This is a genomic window from Zhongshania sp. (assembly GCF_041623545.1).
In the GTDB taxonomy this organism is placed as follows: Bacteria; Pseudomonadota; Gammaproteobacteria; order Pseudomonadales; family Spongiibacteraceae; genus Spongiibacter.
This window is the reverse complement of the sequence record NZ_JBFJWS010000009.1, coordinates 1-20,916: the sequence shown is the minus strand read 5'-3', so window position 1 is coordinate 20,916 and position 20,916 is coordinate 1. Positions and strand designations below refer to the sequence as shown.

The window sequence follows — 20,916 nt, the reverse complement described above, 5'->3', positions numbered from 1 at the left end:
TGGTTCCATTTCACATAAGCTAATAACGCTACCTATTAAACAATTTCGACTCAGAGTTTTTTTTCCTGACCCGCGCATTGGGCTGATTGGTGTTAATACCGGCTGACTGTTCATCCAGAATATAGGGCGTTAACACGATGATGATTTCCCGGTTCTGCGTCTCGTCATCTCTGGATGTAAACAATTTTCCGATGCCGGGAATGCGGTTCAAAAGTGGCAGCTTACCCTGCCGCTCTTCTACCTTTTTGCTGACGAGGCCACCGATGATGATCGGGGTGCGGTCGGGGATGCGGGCGAAGGTTCGGACTTTTTTGCTTGACGAGCCCTGCTTCTCGGCAAGCAGAACACGCTCACCCGACGCTGTCGGCGCGAATACTTGGCCGTTGTTTTCGTCGTCCTCGGAGTCCACGGTGGCGTCAATCTCCAAGGTTAGCCAGCGTCGATCCGCCGAGACCCTTGGCTTTAAATTCAGGGTGATGCCGATGAGTAAAGGCTCGAAGTTGTACCCCGTTACCTGCAAGCCACCAAACTGGCTTAATGTACTGGTAAGAACCGGTGACTGGATAATATCGACGATCTGAATGGTTGCCTGCCGATTGCTGACGGCCAGCACGCTGGGCCGCGAAAGTACTTCGGCTTTGCCTTCATCTATCAATGCTTTTAGTCGATAACGCTTACCCAGGCCGGGCTGAAATACACTGACGCCGGTGGCCGCATCGGCAATGGTATCGCGGGTAAAATCGACGGTATCGCCGCCAGGGATTAGGCCACCTAAGGTGAACATTTTATCGTTGTCGGCTTTACTGTATTCAAACCCGAACTCTTCGCTGTCTTCTTCCCGGACCTCAAGAACCATGGTTTCGATATAGACCTGCGCTGAAGCGACATCGAGCTTATTGGCAACCAGCCATTGCAGCTTTTTCATCGCTTGCTCTTGCGACGGATGGTAGTAAACCAAAAAGCGATCCATCTCGGAGGCATCCGAGTAGCCAAGTGGGCTAATCTCCGCTGCAGCGCCACCGTATTGCTGTGAACCGCCGCCAAAGCCGCTCGAATTACCTCCGCCGGAACCTCCGTTAACGCGAGCACTGGCGCGCATCGCGCCAGTGGATTGGCTCGGAATAACCAGTAATGGGAGCTCGGCACAACTAAAGCCATTGGGTGTTGCCGTCGGGTTGCGTAAATCGACAACGCCGTAACCCATTAGATTTAGCGTCGAAGCAATAGTAGATAGGTCGTTATTAGATAGTCGAACTTCACTAACGGGTAGATCGCGCAATGAAAAGTGATGGTCGAGACAGGGCGGCGTATCACGATAAAAGGCCTGCGCTTGGCGATCGATTTCGAGCTTGCTTGGCTGTTGCACACTGGGCAAGACGGGGTAAGAGGCAGGCTCGGCCTGAAGGGGCGCCACTTCTGCCCGAGGCGCATCAACGGGAATGTTAGTGCACGCACTAAGTAAAAATACACCAGCGGTACAGAGGCTCCGCATCGAGTAACTAGGGTATTGCATGGCATCCCTTCCCCTTTGAGTCTCGGCGTCGCCAATACAGCCCGACTCGCAACAACTTCAAAGAGAGAAGTAGTAAAACGCCATGTCAGACCGTCGAATTCAGCTAGCCGATTCGGGAGCCCCCCAAAACCCGGCTAGCGAGTAGGTATTCAACGAAGTCGTCCACCCCAGAGCGTTGTTAGCAAAACAACGCGCCGCTAATCAGGACTACTGCATGACAGGCGCTTAGTACCTAAAACCAAGCCTAGCAGGTATTTATACTTATTCAAATTTCTACCCACTGACAGTTTCGACGGGCGACAGGCGCGGAGATTAGCGCGCCATAATGCCAGCAATCGCTGTGCCTCGTCTTATTTTGCTCGACACTAACCCGCCAACTATAGGGATGCTTTGCCAGCCGGAATTACTGGATCCGCCTTACTCAACACAATGCGCCACTCATCCCCAGGGCTTTTCGGGGTATGAACACCACGTGCCAAATCGGTAATTTCATCAAAATGTGCGGCAATATCTTCGGCAGCCGCCGGGATTTCCTTCGACCCCTGCCAACCGTCTGTGGCACCAATCAACACCCTTGCCATTCGCCCGCCACAGGACGAGTAGACCATATGGGTAGTTGAGCAGGCGCTACTGGCCAGATAGACAACGAGCCCGGCGTTAAAGTCGGGGGACATGGAGTTTTGTACCGCCGCCATCATTGCTCGACTTCTATCAACATCCTCAGCGCCCATTTGCGCGGAAACCATATCAGTCATTCTGGTCATGGCATTGGGCATCATTACATTACACAAAATACCGTGTGCCTCACCCTCATGGGCCAGCACATTCATAAGGCCGGTAACCCCCGCTTTAGCCGCGCCATAGCAAGAATAGTTTTCATCGCCGTACATGCCTGCACTTGAAGAGGTGGATACAATACGACCGTAGCCCTGCGCCTTCATATGGGGCCAGACCGCTTTGGCCATATTGAAAGTACCCATGAGGTGAACGGATAGCAGGGCATTCAAATCATCTGCTGAGCACTCTTCAAAGGGTTTATAGCGCATATTGCCGGCGTTGTTGATTAACGCATCAATCCGGCCAAACGCCTTTATCGCCGCAGCAGCAATTCGCTGGGCACCAGCCCATGTGGCCACACTGTCGTAGTTGGCAATAGCCCGCCCACCGGCCGCTAAAATTTCCTCTACAACGGCGTCGGCCATTTTCGACGAGCCACCAGGCCCATCCACGCTACCGCCTAAATCGTTGACAACAACCGCCCCACCACGTTTAGCCATTTCCAGCGCATACGATTTACCAAGACCACCACCGGCACCAGTAACGATAACAACGCGGTCCTTAAAACTAATATCCGACATGCCGCTCTTCCTTTTTTATTATTGGGCTAACAAACAAAGAGTCCTTATAATCTAAGCTAACATAAACCACTTTACCGCCCACTGACTCAGAAACAGGCCCCAGACGCCATTTTTCAAACGCTGGCATGGCAAACATATCAAGCTCAGCCCAAACTTTTGCCTTACTCATCACAAGTTTGCCGCAAATTCCTAAGTATTAAGCTAATATGCTTTAATACTTAGTGACTTACTGTATTAAACTGAGAAAAAATATAATCTTAAGCCTTACTCAGCCCAAGTTAAGAAATAAATAGATAGGGGACACCCGATATGAAACGCTTCTCACGCTCCAGCCTGCTGGTTTTGGCAGCTCTATTATTTACTGCCTGTGGAGGCGGAAGTGGCACTGGACCATCATTAACGCCCGGCACCACCAATAACACCACAAACCCTACTGACGGCGGTAACGGTAACGGCAGCGTTACCGAGCCTACAATTGCCAAGTTCGGCTCATTCACAAGCGGCACATTTACAGCAGGTCAAATCGCGAGCAACAGCAGCGCGCTAGATGCAGGGCAAAGCGCTACCCTAACCGTCGCGTTCGTTGACCAAAATAGTAACTTCATCACTGACGCCGCAAGCATCTTATTTAACTCACCCTGCAGCGGGTCGGGCCTTGCCGAATTTAGCCCAGCGATCGCGAACAATACCAGCGGCACAGTAAGCACCACCTATACCACACTAGGCTGCTCCGGCGATGATAAGATCACCGCACAAACCAGCCTAAATGGCACCAGCTACACCGCTACTGTCACCATAAACACCACGCCCGCGCCACTCGGTTCAATTAGCTTCATTTCTGCCAGCCCGCAAATTATTGGCATTAAAGGCTCTGGCGCTATTCCAGAGCAATCTGTTGCCTCTTTTAAAGTCACTAATACCGCGGGTGGACCGGTTGCCAATCAGCTAGTTACCTTCGAGCTAAACAATACCTCCGGCGGCATAACACTTAGTACGAATCAAAACACAACTAACGCTGAAGGCATTGTGACCACAACCGTTGCCTCCGGTACCGTGGCAACCGCCGTACGCGTGACCGCAACCGCCGTGCAAAGCTCAGCCACCTCAAGTGCGCAATCTAGCGCCCTCGTTATTACTACGGGCATACCGGACCAAGACAGCTTTTCCCTCAGTGCAACAACCCTCAACATTGAAGGCTCTAACTACGACGGCATCACCACCGAGTTGACAATCCGCGCAGCTGATCGCTACAACAACCCTGTACCCGATGGAACGGCTGTCGCCTTCCAGGCCGAGGGCGCGTCCATAGAAGGCAGCTGCACCACCGTAGGCGGCGCATGTTCAGTCAAATTGACCTCGCAAAAGCCACGTCCACAGCCGGACGAGCGCGTGACTGTACTTGCAACAGCCATAGGTGAAGAAAGCTTTAACGACAGCAACCCATCAAACGGACAATACGACGATGCTGAAGACTTCACTGATCTAGCGGAAGCCTACCGCGACGATAACGAGAATGGGGCTTACGATTCACCAAATGAACCCTATATCGACTTTAATAGTAACTTTACCCGTGACGTCCCTAGCGGTACTTACGAAGGCTTACTTTGCAAAGGCCCAAGTAAGTGCAACCCTACACAAACCACCGTAACCATACGAGAAAGCATTGTTATTGTCCTGTCCGAATCCTTTTTTAATATTGTAATGCCGACAAGCATTACCCTAGGCGACGCGACAACGCCTGCACCAGCAAGCGTCACGGCGCTAATCGATAGCGTCAACAATCAACTTCCACCTGCGGGAACGGTCATTTCGGTCGCAACGGACTTCGGTGCAATCACTGGCCCCAATTCATTTACTGTTGCTTCTTCTAATTTTAATGGCGAAGCATTTTTCAGCTTCGGCATTAAACCCGCGGCGAAAAAAGGCAGTGGGACTGTCACCGTCACGGTAAAAACCCCACAAGGTAATGAGTCATTTGCGTCTGCGACTGTGACCCAAGCCGCTGACCAACCCTAAGCTTAAGGGCTGGCCTAAACAGCCAGCCCTATCCTCCCCACACACCCACCCGCCCAAACGTGCATAAAAACGATCATCACTTGCACAAATTCCTCCACCAAGCATAAACATAGCCGGGGCCACATTTCGCCTGCGAAAGCTAGGCTGTGATAAAATTTGGACCTGACACCCCGAAACCTCGAAAGTAAACTTAAATGACCAAGCCCGACACCCTCTACGCCACACCTCAAAGCAAGCTCGGCCGCTTTGCCTTCGACGAACATGTCGTAGAAGTCTTCCCAGACATGATTCAGCGCTCGGTGCCGGGTTATTCGACAATTATCGCAATGACGGGTGTTATGGCTGGCCGCTACGCCCAAGGCCAAAGCAATATCTACGATTTAGGCAGTTCACTGGGGGCGAGCACTTTATCCATGGCACGGCAAATCAATAGCCGTGACTGCAATATTATCGGCGTCGACAATTCCGCGGCGATGATCGAGCGCAGCCGCGCTTATATCAGTGAAGCTACCGCCCCAATTGAGCTGCGCTGTGAAAACATCCAAGAGACTGAGATCACCAATGCCTCGGTGGTGGTGTTAAATTTCACACTGCAATTTGTTGCCGCCAGCGAGCGAGCGGCGCTGATCAACAAGATAAGCGCGGCAATGCGCCCCGGTGGCATTCTGATCTTGTCCGAAAAAATCCGCTTTGCAGATCAGCACCTGCAGCAGCTAAACACTGATTTACATCATGCATTTAAACGCGCCAACGGCTACAGCGAATTAGAAGTCGCGCAAAAGCGCAGCGCACTGGAGGACGTCCTAGTGCCAGAAACCCTAGCTGAACACCAGCAACGCCTACGTGAAGCGGGCTTTAGCAGTATTGACGTGTGGTTTCAGTGTTTTAATTTCGCCTCTCTGGTTGCCATTAAATGATGGACTACCGCGCATTCCTCGATATTCTCAGCCAACACCCACAGCTCGCCAATTGGGCCGCACTCTTACCAGAGCAGATTAGTAGCGGCCTGAACGAATCAAGATATGGCGACCTACCCCGCTGGAAAGAAGCACTCAAGTCACTACCGGCGCTCACACCAAGTAAAATTCAGCTAAACACCTCTCGCGTTGGCGCTACTGGCGACATTAGCGAGCTACAGCGCGGCGCCTTGGTGCAAGCGCTAAAGGGACTCCACCCTTGGCGCAAAGGCCCTTTCGAGTTATTCGGCGTGCATATAGATACCGAATGGCGGTCTGATTGGAAATGGGATCGACTAAAGAACGCAATCGCGCCACTCAATGGCCGCACGGTGCTCGATATCGGCTGCGGCAGCGGCTATCACTGCTGGCGCATGCGCGGGGCTGGCGCCGAACTGGTGGTGGGCATTGACCCAACCCCCCTGTTCATCACCCAGTATTTTGCCCTACAGAAATACTTGAATGAACCCGCCGTCGCCGTGCTACCCATGGGCATTGAGCATTTGCCAGCGAAGCTGAACGCCTTTGATACTACTTTCTCCATGGGCATTCTCTACCACCGCCGCTCCCCCTTTGACCACCTACTGGCCTTGCGCGACACCCTGCGTAGCGGCGGCCAATTAGTACTGGAAACACTGATCATTGACGGCGGCGCTGGCGAGGTACTCGTCCCGGAGGGACGTTACAGTAAAATGGGCAACGTCTGGTTTATTCCAAGCACGGCGAGCTTAGAGTCGTGGCTAAGAAAGGCGGGATTTAAAAACCCACGCCTCATCGAGGTCAACCAAACGAGCACTGACGAGCAGCGCAGCACTGAATGGATGCAATTCCACTCCTTAGCGGAGTTCTTAGACCCGACAGACGCCAACAAGACGATTGAGGGCTACCCCGCACCCAAAAGAGCAACCTTTATCGCTGAAGCGCCCTAAGACTGGGCGCACGCAAAGCGTGACATTGGTCAAAACCTGAACAAATAACACGCAAACTTAGTCCTCATGTGACATTTATATGATACCTTTATTAAACTGATATACGCACTATTACGTAGCGCCTTGGAAGATGCATGCCACTTAGCGATACCGGATTACTTGTTGACCGCCTCAAATCACAATCTCGACAGTGGTTTGGCGAGCAGCTGTACCGTTATTTTGAGCGCCTCCAAGATAACTTCCATCGCCGCGCCCTCACCGCAAACTCAGCAAACGAGCAAAATGAGCTCCTCGACCAACAACGTGCCGTTAAAGCAGGTCAAGACGAAGCGTTTCGCTTATTTGCCGAACATATCAATCAGGCGTTTACTAGCAAGCGCGAGTACGAATCGGGGAACTACCCCGAGCTCGATCGCCTCGCCCAGCAATTAGAAAAATTGCCCGACGACAGCTTTGCAAGTGAAAAGGCCGAGCTGCAATATTTTTGCCGCGCCATTGCACCGATAACCTTGCTGGCCGGCTTTCAGCACATAATGAATCCGCTGCGCCTCGACACCCAGCATCGCCATCAAGCCCTTACGATGTTTCAGGGTCTATTTATCAATGAGCTAAGTAAACTTTACGACAGCTTGGCAAACACGCTACCGAAGCCCATTAAAGCCCACAATTTAGCTGACTGGATTAGCCACAGCAAACTCCAGCTGAAAGAAAAGAATTTAACGACCCAGCAGCGAGCGCTAACAGAACTGCGTTTGCAGCGCTTGTTAAAATTGCACGACTTCCGCGAAAGTAGCAGCGCAGCGCCACTTATCGAGGCAACTGACAATGAACTCATCGAGGCCGCTGCGAGTATTTTCCACGGACTAAGCAACCGCCGTCGACTATCGCCAAGCATTCTCGCGGCGCTAAACACCTTGCAAACCCAGGTCAGCAGTATTGCCCTGCAAGACCGCCATAGCTTTTTGCACTCCCTGCACCCGGCCCGCCAAGTTTGCCGGCAGATCGTTAATGCACTTAGCCATTGGGACGACGCGGACAGCGGTCAACGCCTGCAATTTGAAGGTGCACTTAAAATCATTAGTCGCAAACTCGCCAAAAAGGATATTCACGCTAACGACTTCACTCAAATCCGCAAGCAAGTTGACGAATGCTGCCAACATTTACTACAGAGCATCAAACTTAACGACAAACGCAATTTGAGCGCCGACGTCGGCCAGAAACGTTTGACTAGATTGCGCCGCAAAGTGCATGAAATGCTCGACGAGAAAACCGCTGAGCTCAAACTGCCCGTTAGCGTCGACAATATGCTCTACGGCCCAATGACCACCATTGTCTTGTACCATTGGTTGCGTCACGGCAGTAATAGCACCCCGCTGCGCCGCAGCATGAAGCTAATTGACGATATCCTCTGGTATATCAAGCCCCACGCAGACTGGTCAGAATTGCGCCGCGCCAAGGCCATGAGCAAAGACCTTGAAGCCGAACTCAGCGAGGGCTTGGCCCGCATAAATTACAGCTACCAAGCAAGCCAAGCGCTGATTGAAGAGCTGCACCAACTGCGCATGATTGCATCAGGGCGTAGTACCAGCCTGAATCGCACCTAAATCCTACGCTACGCCCCCTTAAGCCCACGACGATTATCCGCATTCGGGTGACGACAGCACCCAAAAATAGGTATAATTTTCGCCCCGCATGTCTGCTTGTACAGAGCAAACACGGCCCAAACCACACTCGTTCAATCGCACTCAACCGCGATCACGCATTTAAGGTGATGACTTTGCAACTCGACCACGCTTCTACTACGCAGTTACGCGAATGGGAAACTACCCTGGCGCAGGAGTATCAACAGTTTAAAGCCTCCGGCCTGAATCTCGACCTTACCCGGGGCAAGCCCAGCGCAGAACAACTGAATTTATCGGACGCCATCAACACCATTTTGGGCGACGACCTAAGTAACGAGAGCAATACCGATCTGCGCAACTACGGGGGGCTCGACGGTATTCCCGAGTGCAAGCGGCTGTTTGCTGACGTCCTCGGCGTGGCCAACGACGAGATACTAATCGGCGGAAATAGCAGCCTAACACTAATGTATTTCGCCGTACTTTTCGCTCAAAACCAAGGCTTTGGCGCCCTTGGCGCAAGCTGGTCCAGCGAGGGCAAAACCACTAAATTCCTCGCCCCGGTGCCTGGCTACGACCGCCACTTCAGTGTGTGTGAACACCTTGGCATCGAACTTGTCCCAGTTGCACTAAACGACGACGGCCCAGACATGGACGCGGTTGAAAAATTAGTTAAGGCCGACCCCAGTATCAAAGGAATCTGGTGTGTTCCACGCTTTAGCAACCCCACTGGCACCGTGTATTCCGATCAAGTTGTTGACCGTATTGCCCAACTCGGCAAACTCGCGGGCAGTAATTTCAGGGTGTTCTGGGACAACGCCTACGCGGTTCACAGCCTAAGCGACGATGCGCCAGAGCTCGCCAATATCATGGATCGCTGCCGCGCCCACGGCACTGAAGACAGCGTTTATCTATTTGGCTCAACATCGAAAATCACCTATGCAGGTGCCGGCGTTTCCTTTGCAGGTATGTCTAAAGGCAACCTCAAAGCCTTCACCCAGCACCTAGGCATGAGTCAGATCGGCCCTGACAAAATCAATCAATTGCGTCATGTACGCTTTCTCAAGGACAGCGCCGGCCTCAAAGCCCATATGCAGGCCCACGCCGCTGTACTAAAGCCCCGTTTTGATATTGTACTCAAGCATTTACGTGAAGGCTTAGGCGACACCGGCATGGCGAGCTGGAACGAGCCACAGGGCGGCTATTTCGTCTCTTTTGATACCTTGCCCGGTTTGGCGAAAGAAGTCGTTAAACTGGCCGCTGAAGCCGGCGTTAAATTGACACCCGCCGGCGCGACCTTCCCCTACGGTAAGGACCCAGAGAACAAAAATATCCGAATTGCACCCAGCGTACCCAGCTTGGAAGAGATCGACCGCGCCATGGCGGTTTTCGTGAATTGCGTAAAGTTAGCCTCGGTGCGTCAGCGCTTAAGCTAAATAGACCGCACAATAAAAAAGGGGGCGCCGATTAATCGGCGCCCCCTTTTTTATATCGATTTATTAACTACTCAGAGTCTGGAGTCCGATTAATCGGCCGACCTGGCGCGCTGGGGAAGTGACGCACATTGCTGCTACCGCCTTCAACATCGACTATTTTACCTGCGCCCTCTTTCTCCACTTCGTCAATCCGCACAATCGCATGCATCGGAATATAGCTGCGCGTTACGCCGTGAAACTCATTTTTGAGCTTTTCTTCACCCGGATTGACCACAATCTGACTCTGCTCACCAAAAACAATCTCCTCAATTTCGATAAAACCGTACATGTCGCTTTGGTAAATCGCGCGCGCGTAGAGTTCATAGACCTTGTTGTTATTATTGAAAATAACTTTATAAATAGGAGCTTGGGGCATAGTCTTTCCGTCGTTTAACAGCACTGTATTTGCGAAAGATGGCACCGGAAAACCGGGCCGCGGATGATAGCATAAATTTGCCAAATCCACTGCACTTCTGGGTTTTAGACCACAATTTAGCTATAATGCCTCCCCAATTTTATTTGCGGCCATTAGCGGCCTAATCGTTAACGAATCCTATGCCTGAAACCAGCGAATCGTCCCCCACATCAGCAGCAGCCGAGCTCATTGCCAGCACCGCCGCGGGCAAGCCAAAAAAAGTGTTTATCAAAACCCAGGGCTGCCAAATGAATGAATACGACTCATCCCGTATTCAGGATTTGCTCGGGGTCAGCCACGGCATGATTCCCACCGACGACCCGAATGAAGCAGACGTATTACTACTCAACACCTGCTCCATCCGCGAAAAGGCCCAAGAAAAGGTTTTCCACCAGCTGGGCCGCTGGCGCAAACTCAAAGCGAAAAACCCTGACCTCGTCATCGGTGTTGGCGGCTGTGTTGCCAGCCAAGAGGGCGCTGATATAGGCCGCCGCGCGCCCTTTGTCGACCTCATTTTTGGCCCGCAAACCCTGCACCGGGTGCCCGCCATGCTCGACAGCAAGAAGCCCAAGGGTCCCATTATTGTCGATGTCACCTTTCCCGAAATTGAGAAATTCGACAATCTACCCGAGCCCAGCGTGGACGGCCCCAGTGCCTTTGTGTCCATCATGGAAGGCTGTTCTAAATACTGCACTTTCTGCGTTGTGCCCTATACCCGTGGCGAAGAAGTGAGCCGCCCCTTCGACGACGTCATCGCCGAAGTCGCGCAGCTCGCCGCCAAAGGTGTGCGCGAAGTCAATTTGCTCGGTCAAAATGTCAATGCCTATCGGGGCGTCAACCACGAAGACGATATCGTCGATTTCGCTGAGCTCATTCACTTTGTTGCCCAGGTTCCCGGCATCGATCGTATAAGCTACACCACCTCGCACCCGGTGGAGTTCAGCGAGGCTCTAATACAGGCCTATGCCACCGTGCCGCAACTAGTGGACCACTTACACCTGCCAGTACAGCATGGCAGTGACCGTATTCTCGCGGCCATGAAACGCGGTCACACCGCCGACGAATACCGCGCCAAAATTGCCAAGCTCAAAACCATACGCCCGAACATCAGCCTGTCGTCTGACTTCATCATCGGCTTTCCCGGCGAAACCGACGAAGATTTCCAACAGACCATGCAGCTGATTCACGACATCGGTTTTGATCACTCTTTTAGCTTTATTTACAGCGCTCGGCCCGGCACCCCAGCCGCCCAATTGCCCGATGAAACCCCGGAGTCGGTGAAAAAAGAACGCCTCGACATTCTCCAGCACCAAATCCTACAAAATGCCGCGCGGATCAGCCGTCAAATGGCGGGCACTACCCAGCGCATTTTAGTCACCGGCGCGTCCCGCAAGGATCCCGGTGAACTCCAAGGCCGCACCGAAAACAATCGGGTCGTCAACTTTCCCTGCGCGGATCAGAGCGTTATCGGCCAATTTGTCGACGTAGACATATTAGAGGCCTACGCCAACTCCCTGCGGGGCAAAATGCTTTAGAAACAGTCGCCGGTTTGATTCTCCTGAAAACCGGCTTATGATCGAAATTTCACAATTTACGCTGCATTTGTGGCACTCGGTGAATCATTGACAGCTCAAGATATACAACGCGTTCTCACTCTAGAACCCAACGATCCGCGTTTACTTGCCGATCTCTGCGGCCAGCATGACGCCAACCTAAAAATGATTGAACAGCGCCTGCTGGTGCGCATTGCTGCGCGGGGCAATACTTTTCAGATTAACGGCCCCAGTGGATCCGTTGACGATGCCGTACAACTGATCAAACACCTGTACAGTGACTCGCAAAATGGCGTTGTTTTAAACGCTGAAAGCGTGCACCTAAATTTGCAGCAAGCTGGTCTCGAGCAAATAAGCCATCCCGCCACCGATCATGTGCCGGTGGTCATCCAAACCAAGAAAGGCAGCGTCAAACCTCGGGGCGGAAACCAGCAGCGCTATGTAAAATCTATCCAAAGTTGCGATATTAATTTTGGCATTGGCCCTGCCGGTACTGGAAAAACCTATCTCGCGGTCGCCTGTGCCGTCGAGGCACTGATTTCCAATGACGTGCAGCGTATTTTATTGGTTCGCCCAGCAGTTGAGGCCGGTGAAAAGCTCGGCTTTTTGCCCGGTGATTTGGCCCAAAAAATCGACCCCTATCTACGGCCTCTCTACGATGCGCTCTATGAAATGCTGGGCATGGAAACCGTCACCAAACTCATTGAGCGCAATATTATCGAAATTGCCCCACTGGCCTTTATGCGCGGCCGCACCTTGAATGACTCCTATATCATATTGGATGAAGCCCAAAACACCACACGGGAACAAATGAAGATGTTCCTGACCCGCATCGGCTTCGGCTCCACTGCGGTTATCACCGGCGATGCCACCCAGATCGATCTGCCTCGGGGCACGCCTTCCGGTCTCGTACACGTAATGAAAGTGCTCGGCGACATCGACGGCATTAGCATGACCCACTTTGCTGCCAAAGACGTGGTTCGCCACCCCTTGGTACAGCGCATCGTTGAAGCTTACGCCGCCTTTGATGCAACAAGCGGCGGCGCTCAATGAGCCAAGTCCACCTCGATCTCGACCTGCAAATCGCCTGCGAAGCAGGTGAGCTGCCCAGCCAAACTCAATTTGAACGCTGGGCTCAAGCTGCATTAGCGGAACACCGCGAGGAGGCCGAGCTCAGTATCCGTCTCATTGATATTGCCGAAAGTGCAGAACTGAACCTACAATATCGACAAAAAGACGGCCCCACCAATGTGCTGTCTTTTCCTGCTGATTTACCTCCAGAACTCGAGCTACCGCTCTTAGGCGACCTCGCTATTTGTAAGCAAGTCGTTGAGCGTGAAGCCATAGAACAGGGTAAACCCTGTCACGACCACTGGGCGCACATGGTAATTCACGGTACACTCCATCTCCTCGGTTATGATCATATCGACGATGATGAAGCCGAAATAATGGAATCGCTGGAAATTGCGCTTCTAAATGCACTAAATATTAGCAATCCCTATACGCCTATATGCGAGGACAGCACCCAAAACCATGAGTGAAGATCGATCTAGCAACGATCCAAGTGACAAGTCTTGGATCGAGAAAATAGCCCATGCTTTTTCATCTGAACCCAAAACGCGGGAAGATCTGTTTGAACTGCTTGCTGTCGCCAAACAGAATGAAGTCATCGATGACGATGCCATAAGCATTGTTGAAGGTGCCATGCATATCAGCGATATGCAGGCCCGGGAAATCATGATTCCACGCCCGCAGATGGTGGTTCTAAAGGCAGACCAGCCCCTAAGTGAGCTGCTTCCAATTATTGTCGATACCGGCCACTCCCGCTACCCAGTCATTGGCGACACCTTGGACAACGTCCTTGGGATACTGCTTTCAAAAGATTTATTACCGCTGCTCTGGAAAACCCCCAATAGCGAAGACATCGACATTCGCGACATTCTCCGCCCGGCAACCTTAGTGCCGGAAAGTAAGCGATTGAACGTGCTACTGCGCGATTTCCGCGAAAAGCGCCATCATATGGCCGTGGTGATTGACGAGTATGGCGGCGCGGCTGGCCTGATTACCATCGAGGATATTCTTGAACAAATTGTTGGCGATATCGAAGACGAGTATGACGAAGACGACGATTTGCCGATTCGTAAAATCACTGACAATGATTTTGTAGTGCAAGCGCTAACGCCAATCGACGACTTTAACGACTATTTCAACGCTAAGCTTAGCGACGAAGAATTCGATACCATTGGCGGCCTGATACTTAAAGCTTTCGGGTATCTGCCCAGCCGCAATGAAATAGCTCGCCTTGACGATTTTGAGTTCAAAGTGGTGAACGCGGACAACCGGCAAATTCATTTATTGCGTATGCGCCAAGTAGCCCAAATCGATAATTAAGTAAGCGCTCTGCTATCTACCGGGGTTCGTTCAGCGCCCCGGTAAACTTTTCTCATCGTTTCAGTCTACAATGCCTTAATACACTGGCATTTTACTGCACACATTGAGGAAGCTATGTTCACAACGACCCTCGACAGCCTTAATAATATCGCCAACACCTTTATCGAATATGCTGCCTTAGCATTCCTACTAGCTCTAGCAGTGGGCATCATCTATCTTGCCTACATCTATATCGCCGATATCACCCAAACCCAGCACGCCATTCGCCGCAACTACCCTATCATTGGTCGCTTTCGCTATATTTTTGAACACTTAGGCGAGTTTTTTCGCCAGTACTTCTTTGCAATGGACCGAGAGGAATTACCTTTCAATCGCTCCCAACGTTCTTGGGTATACCGCGCGGCGAAGAACATCGACACCACCATCGCCTTTGGCTCTACCCGCCCCCTGAGCCAGAGCAATGAAGTCCTGTTTATGAACTGCTTCTTCCCCACCCTCAGTCAAGACGCAGTACCCACCCACGCCGTCACCATCGGCGAAGGCTTTGCCAAGCACCCTTACACCAGTTCCGCTATTTTTCACATTTCTGGTATGAGTTTTGGCGCCATATCCAAACCTGCGATTCAGGCTCTCAGCGCCGGCGCAAAAGAAGCGGGCATTTGGTTAAATACTGGGGAGGGCGGCCTATCGCCCTACCATTTGGAAGCGGGCTGCGACATTGTCTTTCAAATTGGTACTGCTAAATACGGTGTTCGTGACAAAGACGGTCAGCTCAGCGATGAGAAACTCCGCAATATTGCCAGCCACCCGCAAGTGCGGATGTTTGAAATCAAGCTCAGCCAAGGTGCCAAACCCGGCAAAGGCGGCATTTTACCCGGCGGCAAAGTCACCGCAGAGGTCGCCAGCATCCGCGGCATCGACGTTGGCAAAGACTCCATCAGCCCGAATGGCCACACCGACATTCACAGCATCGACGACCTGCTCGACATGATTGTGCGCATTCGTGGCATCACCGGCAAACCTGTGGGCTTCAAGGTCGTAGTGGGCTTTTCTGAATGGCTGGACGAAATGTGCGAGGCCATCCATTTACGCGGCCAAAAATACGCACCTGACTTTATCACCATCGACAGCGCCGACGGTGGCACCGGCGCGGCGCCGCAAAGTCTCATGGACTATGTTGGCCTGCCGATACGCCGCAGCCTGCCAATGGTGGTAGACAAACTCTGCGAATACAATCTGCGCAAACGCATCAAAGTCATTGCCTCTGGCAAAATGATTAACCCCGCCGAAGCGGCGTGGGCGCTGTGCGTAGGCGCAGATTTTATCGTTAGCGCGCGGGGGTTTATGTTTGCACTGGGCTGCATCCAAGCCCTGCAATGTAATAAAAATACCTGCCCCACCGGTATTACCACCCACGACCCAGAGTTGCAGCGCGGCCTAGACCCCACTAACAAAGCAACCCGGGTTAAGAATTACGCCCTCAATTTAATGCATGAGGTCGGCGTTATCGCCCACTCTTGCGGTGTAAAAGAAGCCCGTGGTCTGCAGCGCCGCCACGTGTATTTAATCGACAATAGCGGCAGCCCTGAACCCCTCACCAACCGCTACCCAGACAAAACGCCCAAGCCCGCACACTTAATTGCCAGCAGTGCGGACAGCGCTGACGAGAACAATCCTGCCTTACATCCGGCAAACGACACCGACATCCGTCAAGCCTGATTCACCTCGGTGCGCTAGCAGTAAGACCAGCGCGCCGTTACACTAGGTCCTCGCTAAATTTGGCCTTCAGCTTGGATCCGCAAACTGTGAACACCCCGTCACCACATACGCCGTCATCAATAAAATTTAGCCACGTACTATTTCTCGCCGTCGCCGGTGCCTGCCTACCCTTGTCCTTGGCGCCCTTTGACTGGTGGTGGATTGGCATATTAGCAATGGCCGCTCTGGCTGCCGGCATCAACATCACCAACCCAAAGCACAGTTTTATAATGGGCTGGGTTTTTGGCAGTGCCAGTTTTTTAACCGGGGTGTCCTGGGTTTATATTGCCATTCACGATTTCGGCGCAACCCCCGCCTACCTCGCCCTACCGATGACCGGCATATTTTGTGTTTTTCTCGGCTTAGTTCCCGCGCTATTTTGCTATGCCTATAGCCGCTGGGTCCGCAATGGCCGTGGCGGCCGTATTCTCGGCTTTGCCGCAATATGGGTATTATGCGAATGGCTGCGGGGCTGGGTCTTTACCGGATTTCCGTGGCTCTATCTCGGCTATGGTCACTTACATAGCGCACTGGCAGGCTGGTCGCCGGTTATCGGCGTATACGGCCTCAGCTTCTGGGTTGCGCTAAGTGGCGGCGCCCTTGCGCAATTCCTCCTCGCACCCCATAAAACTAAACTGCGCAACACCGCGCCGCTGCTTGGCTGCGCCCTGCTGTTTGGCCAGGGCTACCTGCTAAAACAAACCGAGTGGACCCAAGCCAAAGACATCGCACCTCTGCGGATCGGCGCAGTGCAATCAAATATATCTCAAGAAAAAAAATGGGCCTACACCCAATATTGGGCAACCCTAGAGCTCTACGATTTTGCATCGGAAAAACTCTGGGCCGACGCCGACCTCGTGATTTGGCCTGAGGCCGCCATTCCCGCGCTATATCACAATGCCCAATCATTTTTTGACTATATCGCTGAGCGCGCTGCCGAGAACAGCAGCGCATTAATCACTGGCGTACCCACCCGCTTCGATGAAAAAATGCATAATTCCGCCATGGTCATCAGCGGCGGCGAAGGCATTTACCACAAACAAAAACTCGTGCCTTTTGGCGAATTCATTCCCCTCAGTCAGTATATTCACGGCCTGCTAAAAATCTTCGACCTCCCCTTATCCAGCTTTAGTCGCGGCACCGCCGAACAGGGCCATCTACAAGTGAAGGGCTGGCAGTTAGCGCCGTCAATTTGCTATGAAGTAGCCTACCCCGACCTTATCGCCCAAAGCTCCCGGGGCAGCGATATTCTGTTTACCATCAGCAATGACGCCTGGTTTGGTCATTCCATTGGCCCAGATCAGCACATGCAGATGGCACAAATGCGCGCACTGGAAAATGGCCGGGAGCTAATTCGGGTAACGAGTACTGGCATCACTGCGCTAGTCGATCATCACGGCAATATCCGCAGTCGCGTTCCGTCATTTGTCGAAACCGCATTGCGGGGTGAAGTCCACGCCCGCGAAGGTACAACACCCTTCACGCGCTATGGCTCAACGCCCATCATCTTATTATGTTTCGGTCTCCTTCTTGCGACTCGGATCGACGCTAGGCAATCGCCCCGACCCAGCTAAGCTGCTAGAATAAGCGCCCTTAACTTCATCTGCCCGCTGTATAGAGAACTGACACTGCCAATGGACCATCAATACGCCCCCCGTGACATCGAAACCTCTGCCCAACAATTTTGGCATGAGCAAGGCAGCTTCACCGCCGTAGAAGATCCTAGTCGCGAAAAATACTACTGCTTGGCCATGTTCCCCTATCCCAGCGGCAAGCTCCATATGGGGCATGTGCGCAACTACAGCATCGCCGACGTGATCTCACGCTACCAGCGCATGCTCGGCAAAAACGTACTACAGCCCATGGGTTGGGACGCCTTTGGCCTACCCGCCGAAAACGCGGCAGTTAAAAACAAAACCGCGCCGGCCAAATGGACCGTCGAGAATATCGCCTATATGCGTGACCAGCTCAAGCAATTGGGCTTTGCCTACGACTGGGGTCGGGAGCTCGCCACCTGCAAACCAGATTATTATCGCTGGGAGCAGTGGTTCTTCACCCGCCTCTACGAAAAAGGCATGGTCTACAAAAAGACCTCGGCGGTGAATTGGTGTCCCGTTGATGAAACCGTACTGGCCAACGAACAGGTTATCGACGGCTGCTGCTGGCGCTGTGACACCCAAGTACAACGCAAAGAAATCCCTCAGTGGTTTATTAAAATCACTAGCTACGCAGAACAGCTAATTGACGACTTAGACCAACTTGACGGCTGGCCTGAGCAAGTTAAGACCATGCAGCGCAACTGGATTGGCCGCTCCCAGGGCGTGCAAATGCGTTTTGATTTAGAATCCCCCGTGGCCGGTGCCGACAGCTTTGAAGTGTACACCACTCGCCCCGACACCCTGATGGGCGTGACCTATGTCAGCCTAGCTGCCGAGCACCCGATTGCCCTTGAAGTTGCCAAAACCAATAGCGAACTGGCCACTTTTATCGACAGCTGCCGCAATAGCTCAGTAGCCGAAGCCGATATGGCAACCATGGAAAAACGCGGTATGGCCACCGGCCTGCAAGCCCGCCACCCGCTCACCGGCGAATTGGTGCCCGTGTGGATCGCCAACTACGTACTCATGGATTACGGCTCTGGCGCGGTTATGGCAGTGCCCGCCCACGATCAGCGCGACTATGAGTTCGCGAAAAAATACGGCCTTGGCATCAAGCAAGTTATTGCACCGGCTAACGACGAGACCATCGATATTGACGCCGCCGCGTTTACCGAAAAAGGTGTGCTAACTAATTCCGGCGATTTTAACGGCCTCGATTTCAGTGCCGCATTCACCGCAATCTCAGATGCATTGATTGCACAAGACAAAGGCCGAGTCACCACCAATTACCGTCTACGCGACTGGGGCGTCTCCCGCCAGCGTTACTGGGGCGCACCCATCCCCATGTTTAATTTGCCCGAAGGCGGCGAGATTCCAGTGCCAGCCCACAAGCTACCCATGCTGCTACCGGAAGACGTGGAGATGGACGGCGTCCAATCGCCCATTAAAGCCGATACTGAGTGGCGCAAAGACGAACTCGACGGCAAACCTGTAGAGCGCGAGACCGATACCTTCGACACCTTTATGGAATCCTCTTGGTATTACGCGCGCTTCACCTGTCCCGATTTCGAAGACGGCATGCTCGACCCCGACCGCGCCAATTACTGGCTGCCCGTTGACCAATACGTGGGCGGCATCGAACACGCCATACTTCACCTGTTATATGCGCGCTTCTTCCACAAGCTAATGCGCGACGAAGGCTTAGTAAACTCTGACGAACCCTTTAAACAATTGCTCTGTCAGGGCATGGTGCTAAAAGACGGCACCAAGATGTCTAAATCCAAGGGCAATACCGTCGACCCACAAGCCTTAATCGAGCAGTACGGCGCTGACACCGTGCGCTTATTCATTATGTTTGCGGCGCCACCAGAACAGAGTTTGGAATGGTCTGACAGCGCAGTTGAAGGTGCGCACCGCTTCCTCAAGCGTCTGTGGAAATTGGCGGCCACGCACCTCGATGCCGGCAGCCCACCGGCACTTGAGACCGCGAGCCTGTCCGGCCCACAACAGGATTTGCGCCGTAAAACCCACGAAACCATTGCCAAGGTCAGTGACGATTTCGGCCGCCGCCTAACCTTTAACACGGCGATAGCTGCAGTAATGGAATTGATCAACGAGGTTTCGCGGTTCCAAGCGCAAGGTCCCCAGTGCTTGGCTGTGGAGCGTGAAGCACTAGAAGCTGCCGTGCGTTTATTAGCGCCAATCGTGCCCCATATAAGCCATCAACTTTGGGCAGAATTGGGTCACAGCACCGCGGTGATAGACGCACCTTGGCCACAAGTAGACGAAAGCGCACTTGTACGCAACACTATTGAAATGGCGGTACAGGTCAATGGCAAGCTTCGAGCGACCATTGAGGTTGCTATCGATGCCGACGGTGAGGCTATTAAGAAAATGGCCAGAGAGCAGGACAACGTCCAGCGCTTCATTGGGGAGCTAACCATCCGCAAAGAAATCTTGGTGCCTAAAAAATTGGTGAATATCGTTGCAAACTAATGTTCTGAAAGTATTACTCACCACGGCCGCCTGCCTGTGGCTCGCGGCCTGCGGCTTCGCCCTGCGCGGCAGTACCAGCTTGGCGACCGACATGCAGCCGGTGTATATCAGCGCTGAGCGGGACAGCCAAGAATTAAGCCAATCACTTAAGCGCCAGTTTGTGATCAATGACGTCGCCGTTACCAAAAGGCGCAACGACGCCAAGCTTATTGTGGTGATTAAACTCCTTGAGGAGCAAAAGCGTAGCGCCGCCCTAGATCGCGAAGCCCGCGATGCTGAGTACGCCCTATACGAATCTGCTAGCGTCGAGTTACAAACGCCAGATGGCAAAAATTTAAAAGGCCCTCATACCCTCCAGCAACGTCGCTTGATCGTAAACGATCCCGACAATCCCGTTGGCGAAGAAACTGAATCGACCATTGTTCGCGCCGAAATGCGCGAGCAGCTCAGCATTCGCCTCGCCCGCCAAGTGGAATTTTGGTCACACCAAATGCAAGCCCAGCCTAGATGAAACTACGTCCTGAGCAATTAGCCGGGCAACTCAATAAAGGCCTATCCCCTGTCTATTTAGTCTGCGGCGATGAGCTACTTATCACTCAGGAATGTTGCGACACCATCCGCCAGCACTGCCGCGAACAAGGTATTCACGAGCGCGAAGTACTCAATGTAGAACGCGGCTTTGACTGGGGACAGTTAATTGACGCTGGGCAATCCATGTCTCTATTTGCCGAGCGCAAACTCATCGAGCTGCGCCTCGGCGGCAGCAAAATGGATCAAAAAAGCTCTGCGACGCTTCAAGAATATTTGCAGCTTAGTGATGGCAGCAATATCTTGTTGGT

Annotated in this window: 18 protein-coding genes; 14 read left to right on the top strand and 4 right to left on the bottom strand. The window is 52.7% G+C overall.

Features of this window, described 5'->3' with window-relative positions:
* Positions 1-28 precede the first annotated feature (28 nt).
* From ABYT30_RS02620 to ABYT30_RS02610, 3 genes are all read right to left on the bottom strand, one after another.
* Positions 29-1,513 carry a type II secretion system protein GspD gene (locus ABYT30_RS02620; RefSeq protein WP_373080550.1) on the bottom strand — a complete coding sequence of 495 codons (1,485 nt, stop codon included), beginning with the start codon at positions 1,511-1,513 and terminating at the stop codon, positions 29-31.
* Positions 1,514-1,890: 377 nt separating this feature from the next.
* Positions 1,891-2,871, bottom strand: coding sequence for an SDR family NAD(P)-dependent oxidoreductase (locus tag ABYT30_RS02615; protein WP_373080553.1), 981 nt, complete (start codon positions 2,869-2,871; stop codon positions 1,891-1,893).
* Positions 2,858-3,040, bottom strand: a complete 183-nt coding sequence (locus ABYT30_RS02610) for a hypothetical protein (RefSeq protein ID WP_373080556.1) — start codon at positions 3,038-3,040, stop codon at positions 2,858-2,860. Before ABYT30_RS02610 ends, ABYT30_RS02615 begins: the two co-directional genes overlap by 14 nt.
* A 140-nt stretch (positions 3,041-3,180) precedes the next feature.
* On the opposite strand from ABYT30_RS02610, the gene ABYT30_RS02605 reads away from it, so the two are divergent.
* The 5 genes from ABYT30_RS02605 (at position 3,181) to ABYT30_RS02585 (ending at position 9,827) form a co-directional block, all read left to right on the top strand.
* Positions 3,181-4,887, top strand: coding sequence for a hypothetical protein (locus ABYT30_RS02605; RefSeq protein ID WP_373095169.1), 1,707 nt, complete (start codon positions 3,181-3,183; stop codon positions 4,885-4,887).
* Between the two features lie 194 nt (positions 4,888-5,081).
* Entirely contained in the window at positions 5,082-5,804 is a 723-nt protein-coding gene (cmoA, locus tag ABYT30_RS02600) for a carboxy-S-adenosyl-L-methionine synthase CmoA (RefSeq protein ID WP_373080561.1), read from the top strand.
* Positions 5,801-6,772, top strand: coding sequence for a tRNA 5-methoxyuridine(34)/uridine 5-oxyacetic acid(34) synthase CmoB (gene cmoB, locus ABYT30_RS02595; RefSeq protein ID WP_373095167.1), 972 nt, complete (start codon positions 5,801-5,803; stop codon positions 6,770-6,772). Before cmoA ends, cmoB begins: the two co-directional genes overlap by 4 nt.
* 134 nt (positions 6,773-6,906) lie before the next feature.
* Positions 6,907-8,376 carry a DUF1631 family protein gene (locus ABYT30_RS02590; protein WP_373080567.1) on the top strand — a complete coding sequence of 490 codons (1,470 nt, stop codon included), beginning with the start codon at positions 6,907-6,909 and terminating at the stop codon, positions 8,374-8,376.
* Between the two features lie 173 nt (positions 8,377-8,549).
* Entirely contained in the window at positions 8,550-9,827 is a 1,278-nt protein-coding gene (locus ABYT30_RS02585; RefSeq protein WP_373080586.1) for an aminotransferase class I/II-fold pyridoxal phosphate-dependent enzyme, read from the top strand.
* Positions 9,828-9,894: 67 nt separating this feature from the next.
* Here ABYT30_RS02585 and ABYT30_RS02580 read toward each other — a convergent pair whose 3' ends face one another.
* On the bottom strand, positions 9,895-10,242 hold the full coding sequence (locus tag ABYT30_RS02580; RefSeq protein WP_008251707.1) for a DUF1820 family protein: 348 nt from the start codon (positions 10,240-10,242) through the stop codon (positions 9,895-9,897).
* Positions 10,243-10,421: 179 nt separating this feature from the next.
* Between ABYT30_RS02580 and miaB the strand changes: the two genes are divergently transcribed.
* The 9 genes from miaB to ABYT30_RS02535 form a co-directional block, all read left to right on the top strand.
* Positions 10,422-11,816 (top strand): tRNA (N6-isopentenyl adenosine(37)-C2)-methylthiotransferase MiaB, encoded by a 1,395-nt coding sequence (gene miaB / locus ABYT30_RS02575; protein WP_373095165.1) that lies wholly within the window; start codon positions 10,422-10,424, stop codon positions 11,814-11,816.
* A gap of 87 nt (positions 11,817-11,903) precedes the next feature.
* Positions 11,904-12,887 (top strand): PhoH family protein, encoded by a 984-nt coding sequence (locus tag ABYT30_RS02570; protein ID WP_373095163.1) that lies wholly within the window; start codon positions 11,904-11,906, stop codon positions 12,885-12,887.
* Entirely contained in the window at positions 12,884-13,375 is a 492-nt protein-coding gene (gene ybeY / locus ABYT30_RS02565; protein ID WP_373080575.1) for an rRNA maturation RNase YbeY, read from the top strand. Before ABYT30_RS02570 ends, ybeY begins: the two co-directional genes overlap by 4 nt.
* Positions 13,368-14,225: an HlyC/CorC family transporter gene (locus ABYT30_RS02560; protein ID WP_373080578.1), complete on the top strand. Its 858-nt coding sequence runs from the start codon at positions 13,368-13,370 to the stop codon at positions 14,223-14,225. Before ybeY ends, ABYT30_RS02560 begins: the two co-directional genes overlap by 8 nt.
* Positions 14,226-14,339: 114 nt before the next feature.
* A complete protein-coding gene (locus tag ABYT30_RS02555; RefSeq protein WP_373095161.1) occupies positions 14,340-15,944 on the top strand; it encodes an FMN-binding glutamate synthase family protein in 1,605 nt (534 codons plus the stop codon).
* 86 nt (positions 15,945-16,030) lie between these two features.
* Positions 16,031-17,557 carry an apolipoprotein N-acyltransferase gene (gene lnt / locus ABYT30_RS02550; protein ID WP_373095158.1) on the top strand — a complete coding sequence of 509 codons (1,527 nt, stop codon included), beginning with the start codon at positions 16,031-16,033 and terminating at the stop codon, positions 17,555-17,557.
* A 60-nt stretch (positions 17,558-17,617) separates the two neighbouring features.
* Complete coding sequence (gene leuS / locus ABYT30_RS02545) at positions 17,618-20,077, top strand: leucine--tRNA ligase (RefSeq protein WP_373095156.1); 2,460 nt, start codon at positions 17,618-17,620, stop codon at positions 20,075-20,077.
* Positions 20,067-20,588 carry an LPS assembly lipoprotein LptE gene (lptE, locus tag ABYT30_RS02540; protein WP_373095154.1) on the top strand — a complete coding sequence of 174 codons (522 nt, stop codon included), beginning with the start codon at positions 20,067-20,069 and terminating at the stop codon, positions 20,586-20,588. Before leuS ends, lptE begins: the two co-directional genes overlap by 11 nt.
* A partial coding sequence (locus tag ABYT30_RS02535; RefSeq protein ID WP_373095152.1) for a DNA polymerase III subunit delta occupies positions 20,585-20,916 on the top strand: 332 nt, incomplete at its 3' end. The genes lptE and ABYT30_RS02535, both read left to right, overlap by 4 nt.

Excerpts from the sequence above, each read along its gene's own strand:
- miaB (WP_373095165.1), top strand. The coding sequence starts at position 10,422 with ATGCCTGAAACCAGCGAATCGTCCCCCACATCAGCAGCAGCCGAGCTC.
- ABYT30_RS02590 (WP_373080567.1), top strand. The coding sequence starts at position 6,907 with ATGCCACTTAGCGATACCGGATTACTTGTTGACCGCCTCAAATCACAA.
- ybeY (WP_373080575.1), top strand. The coding sequence starts at position 12,884 with ATGAGCCAAGTCCACCTCGATCTCGACCTGCAAATCGCCTGCGAAGCA.
- cmoB (WP_373095167.1), top strand. The coding sequence starts at position 5,801 with ATGATGGACTACCGCGCATTCCTCGATATTCTCAGCCAACACCCACAG.
- ABYT30_RS02560 (WP_373080578.1), top strand. The coding sequence starts at position 13,368 with ATGAGTGAAGATCGATCTAGCAACGATCCAAGTGACAAGTCTTGGATC.
- ABYT30_RS02610 (WP_373080556.1), bottom strand. The coding sequence starts at position 3,040 with ATGAGTAAGGCAAAAGTTTGGGCTGAGCTTGATATGTTTGCCATGCCA.
- ABYT30_RS02615 (WP_373080553.1), bottom strand. The coding sequence starts at position 2,871 with ATGTCGGATATTAGTTTTAAGGACCGCGTTGTTATCGTTACTGGTGCC.
- ABYT30_RS02555 (WP_373095161.1), top strand. The coding sequence starts at position 14,340 with ATGTTCACAACGACCCTCGACAGCCTTAATAATATCGCCAACACCTTT.
- leuS (WP_373095156.1), top strand. The coding sequence starts at position 17,618 with ATGGACCATCAATACGCCCCCCGTGACATCGAAACCTCTGCCCAACAA.
- ABYT30_RS02620 (WP_373080550.1), bottom strand. The coding sequence starts at position 1,513 with ATGCAATACCCTAGTTACTCGATGCGGAGCCTCTGTACCGCTGGTGTA.
- ABYT30_RS02605 (WP_373095169.1), top strand. The coding sequence starts at position 3,181 with ATGAAACGCTTCTCACGCTCCAGCCTGCTGGTTTTGGCAGCTCTATTA.
- cmoA (WP_373080561.1), top strand. The coding sequence starts at position 5,082 with ATGACCAAGCCCGACACCCTCTACGCCACACCTCAAAGCAAGCTCGGC.
- ABYT30_RS02580 (WP_008251707.1), bottom strand. The coding sequence starts at position 10,242 with ATGCCCCAAGCTCCTATTTATAAAGTTATTTTCAATAATAACAACAAG.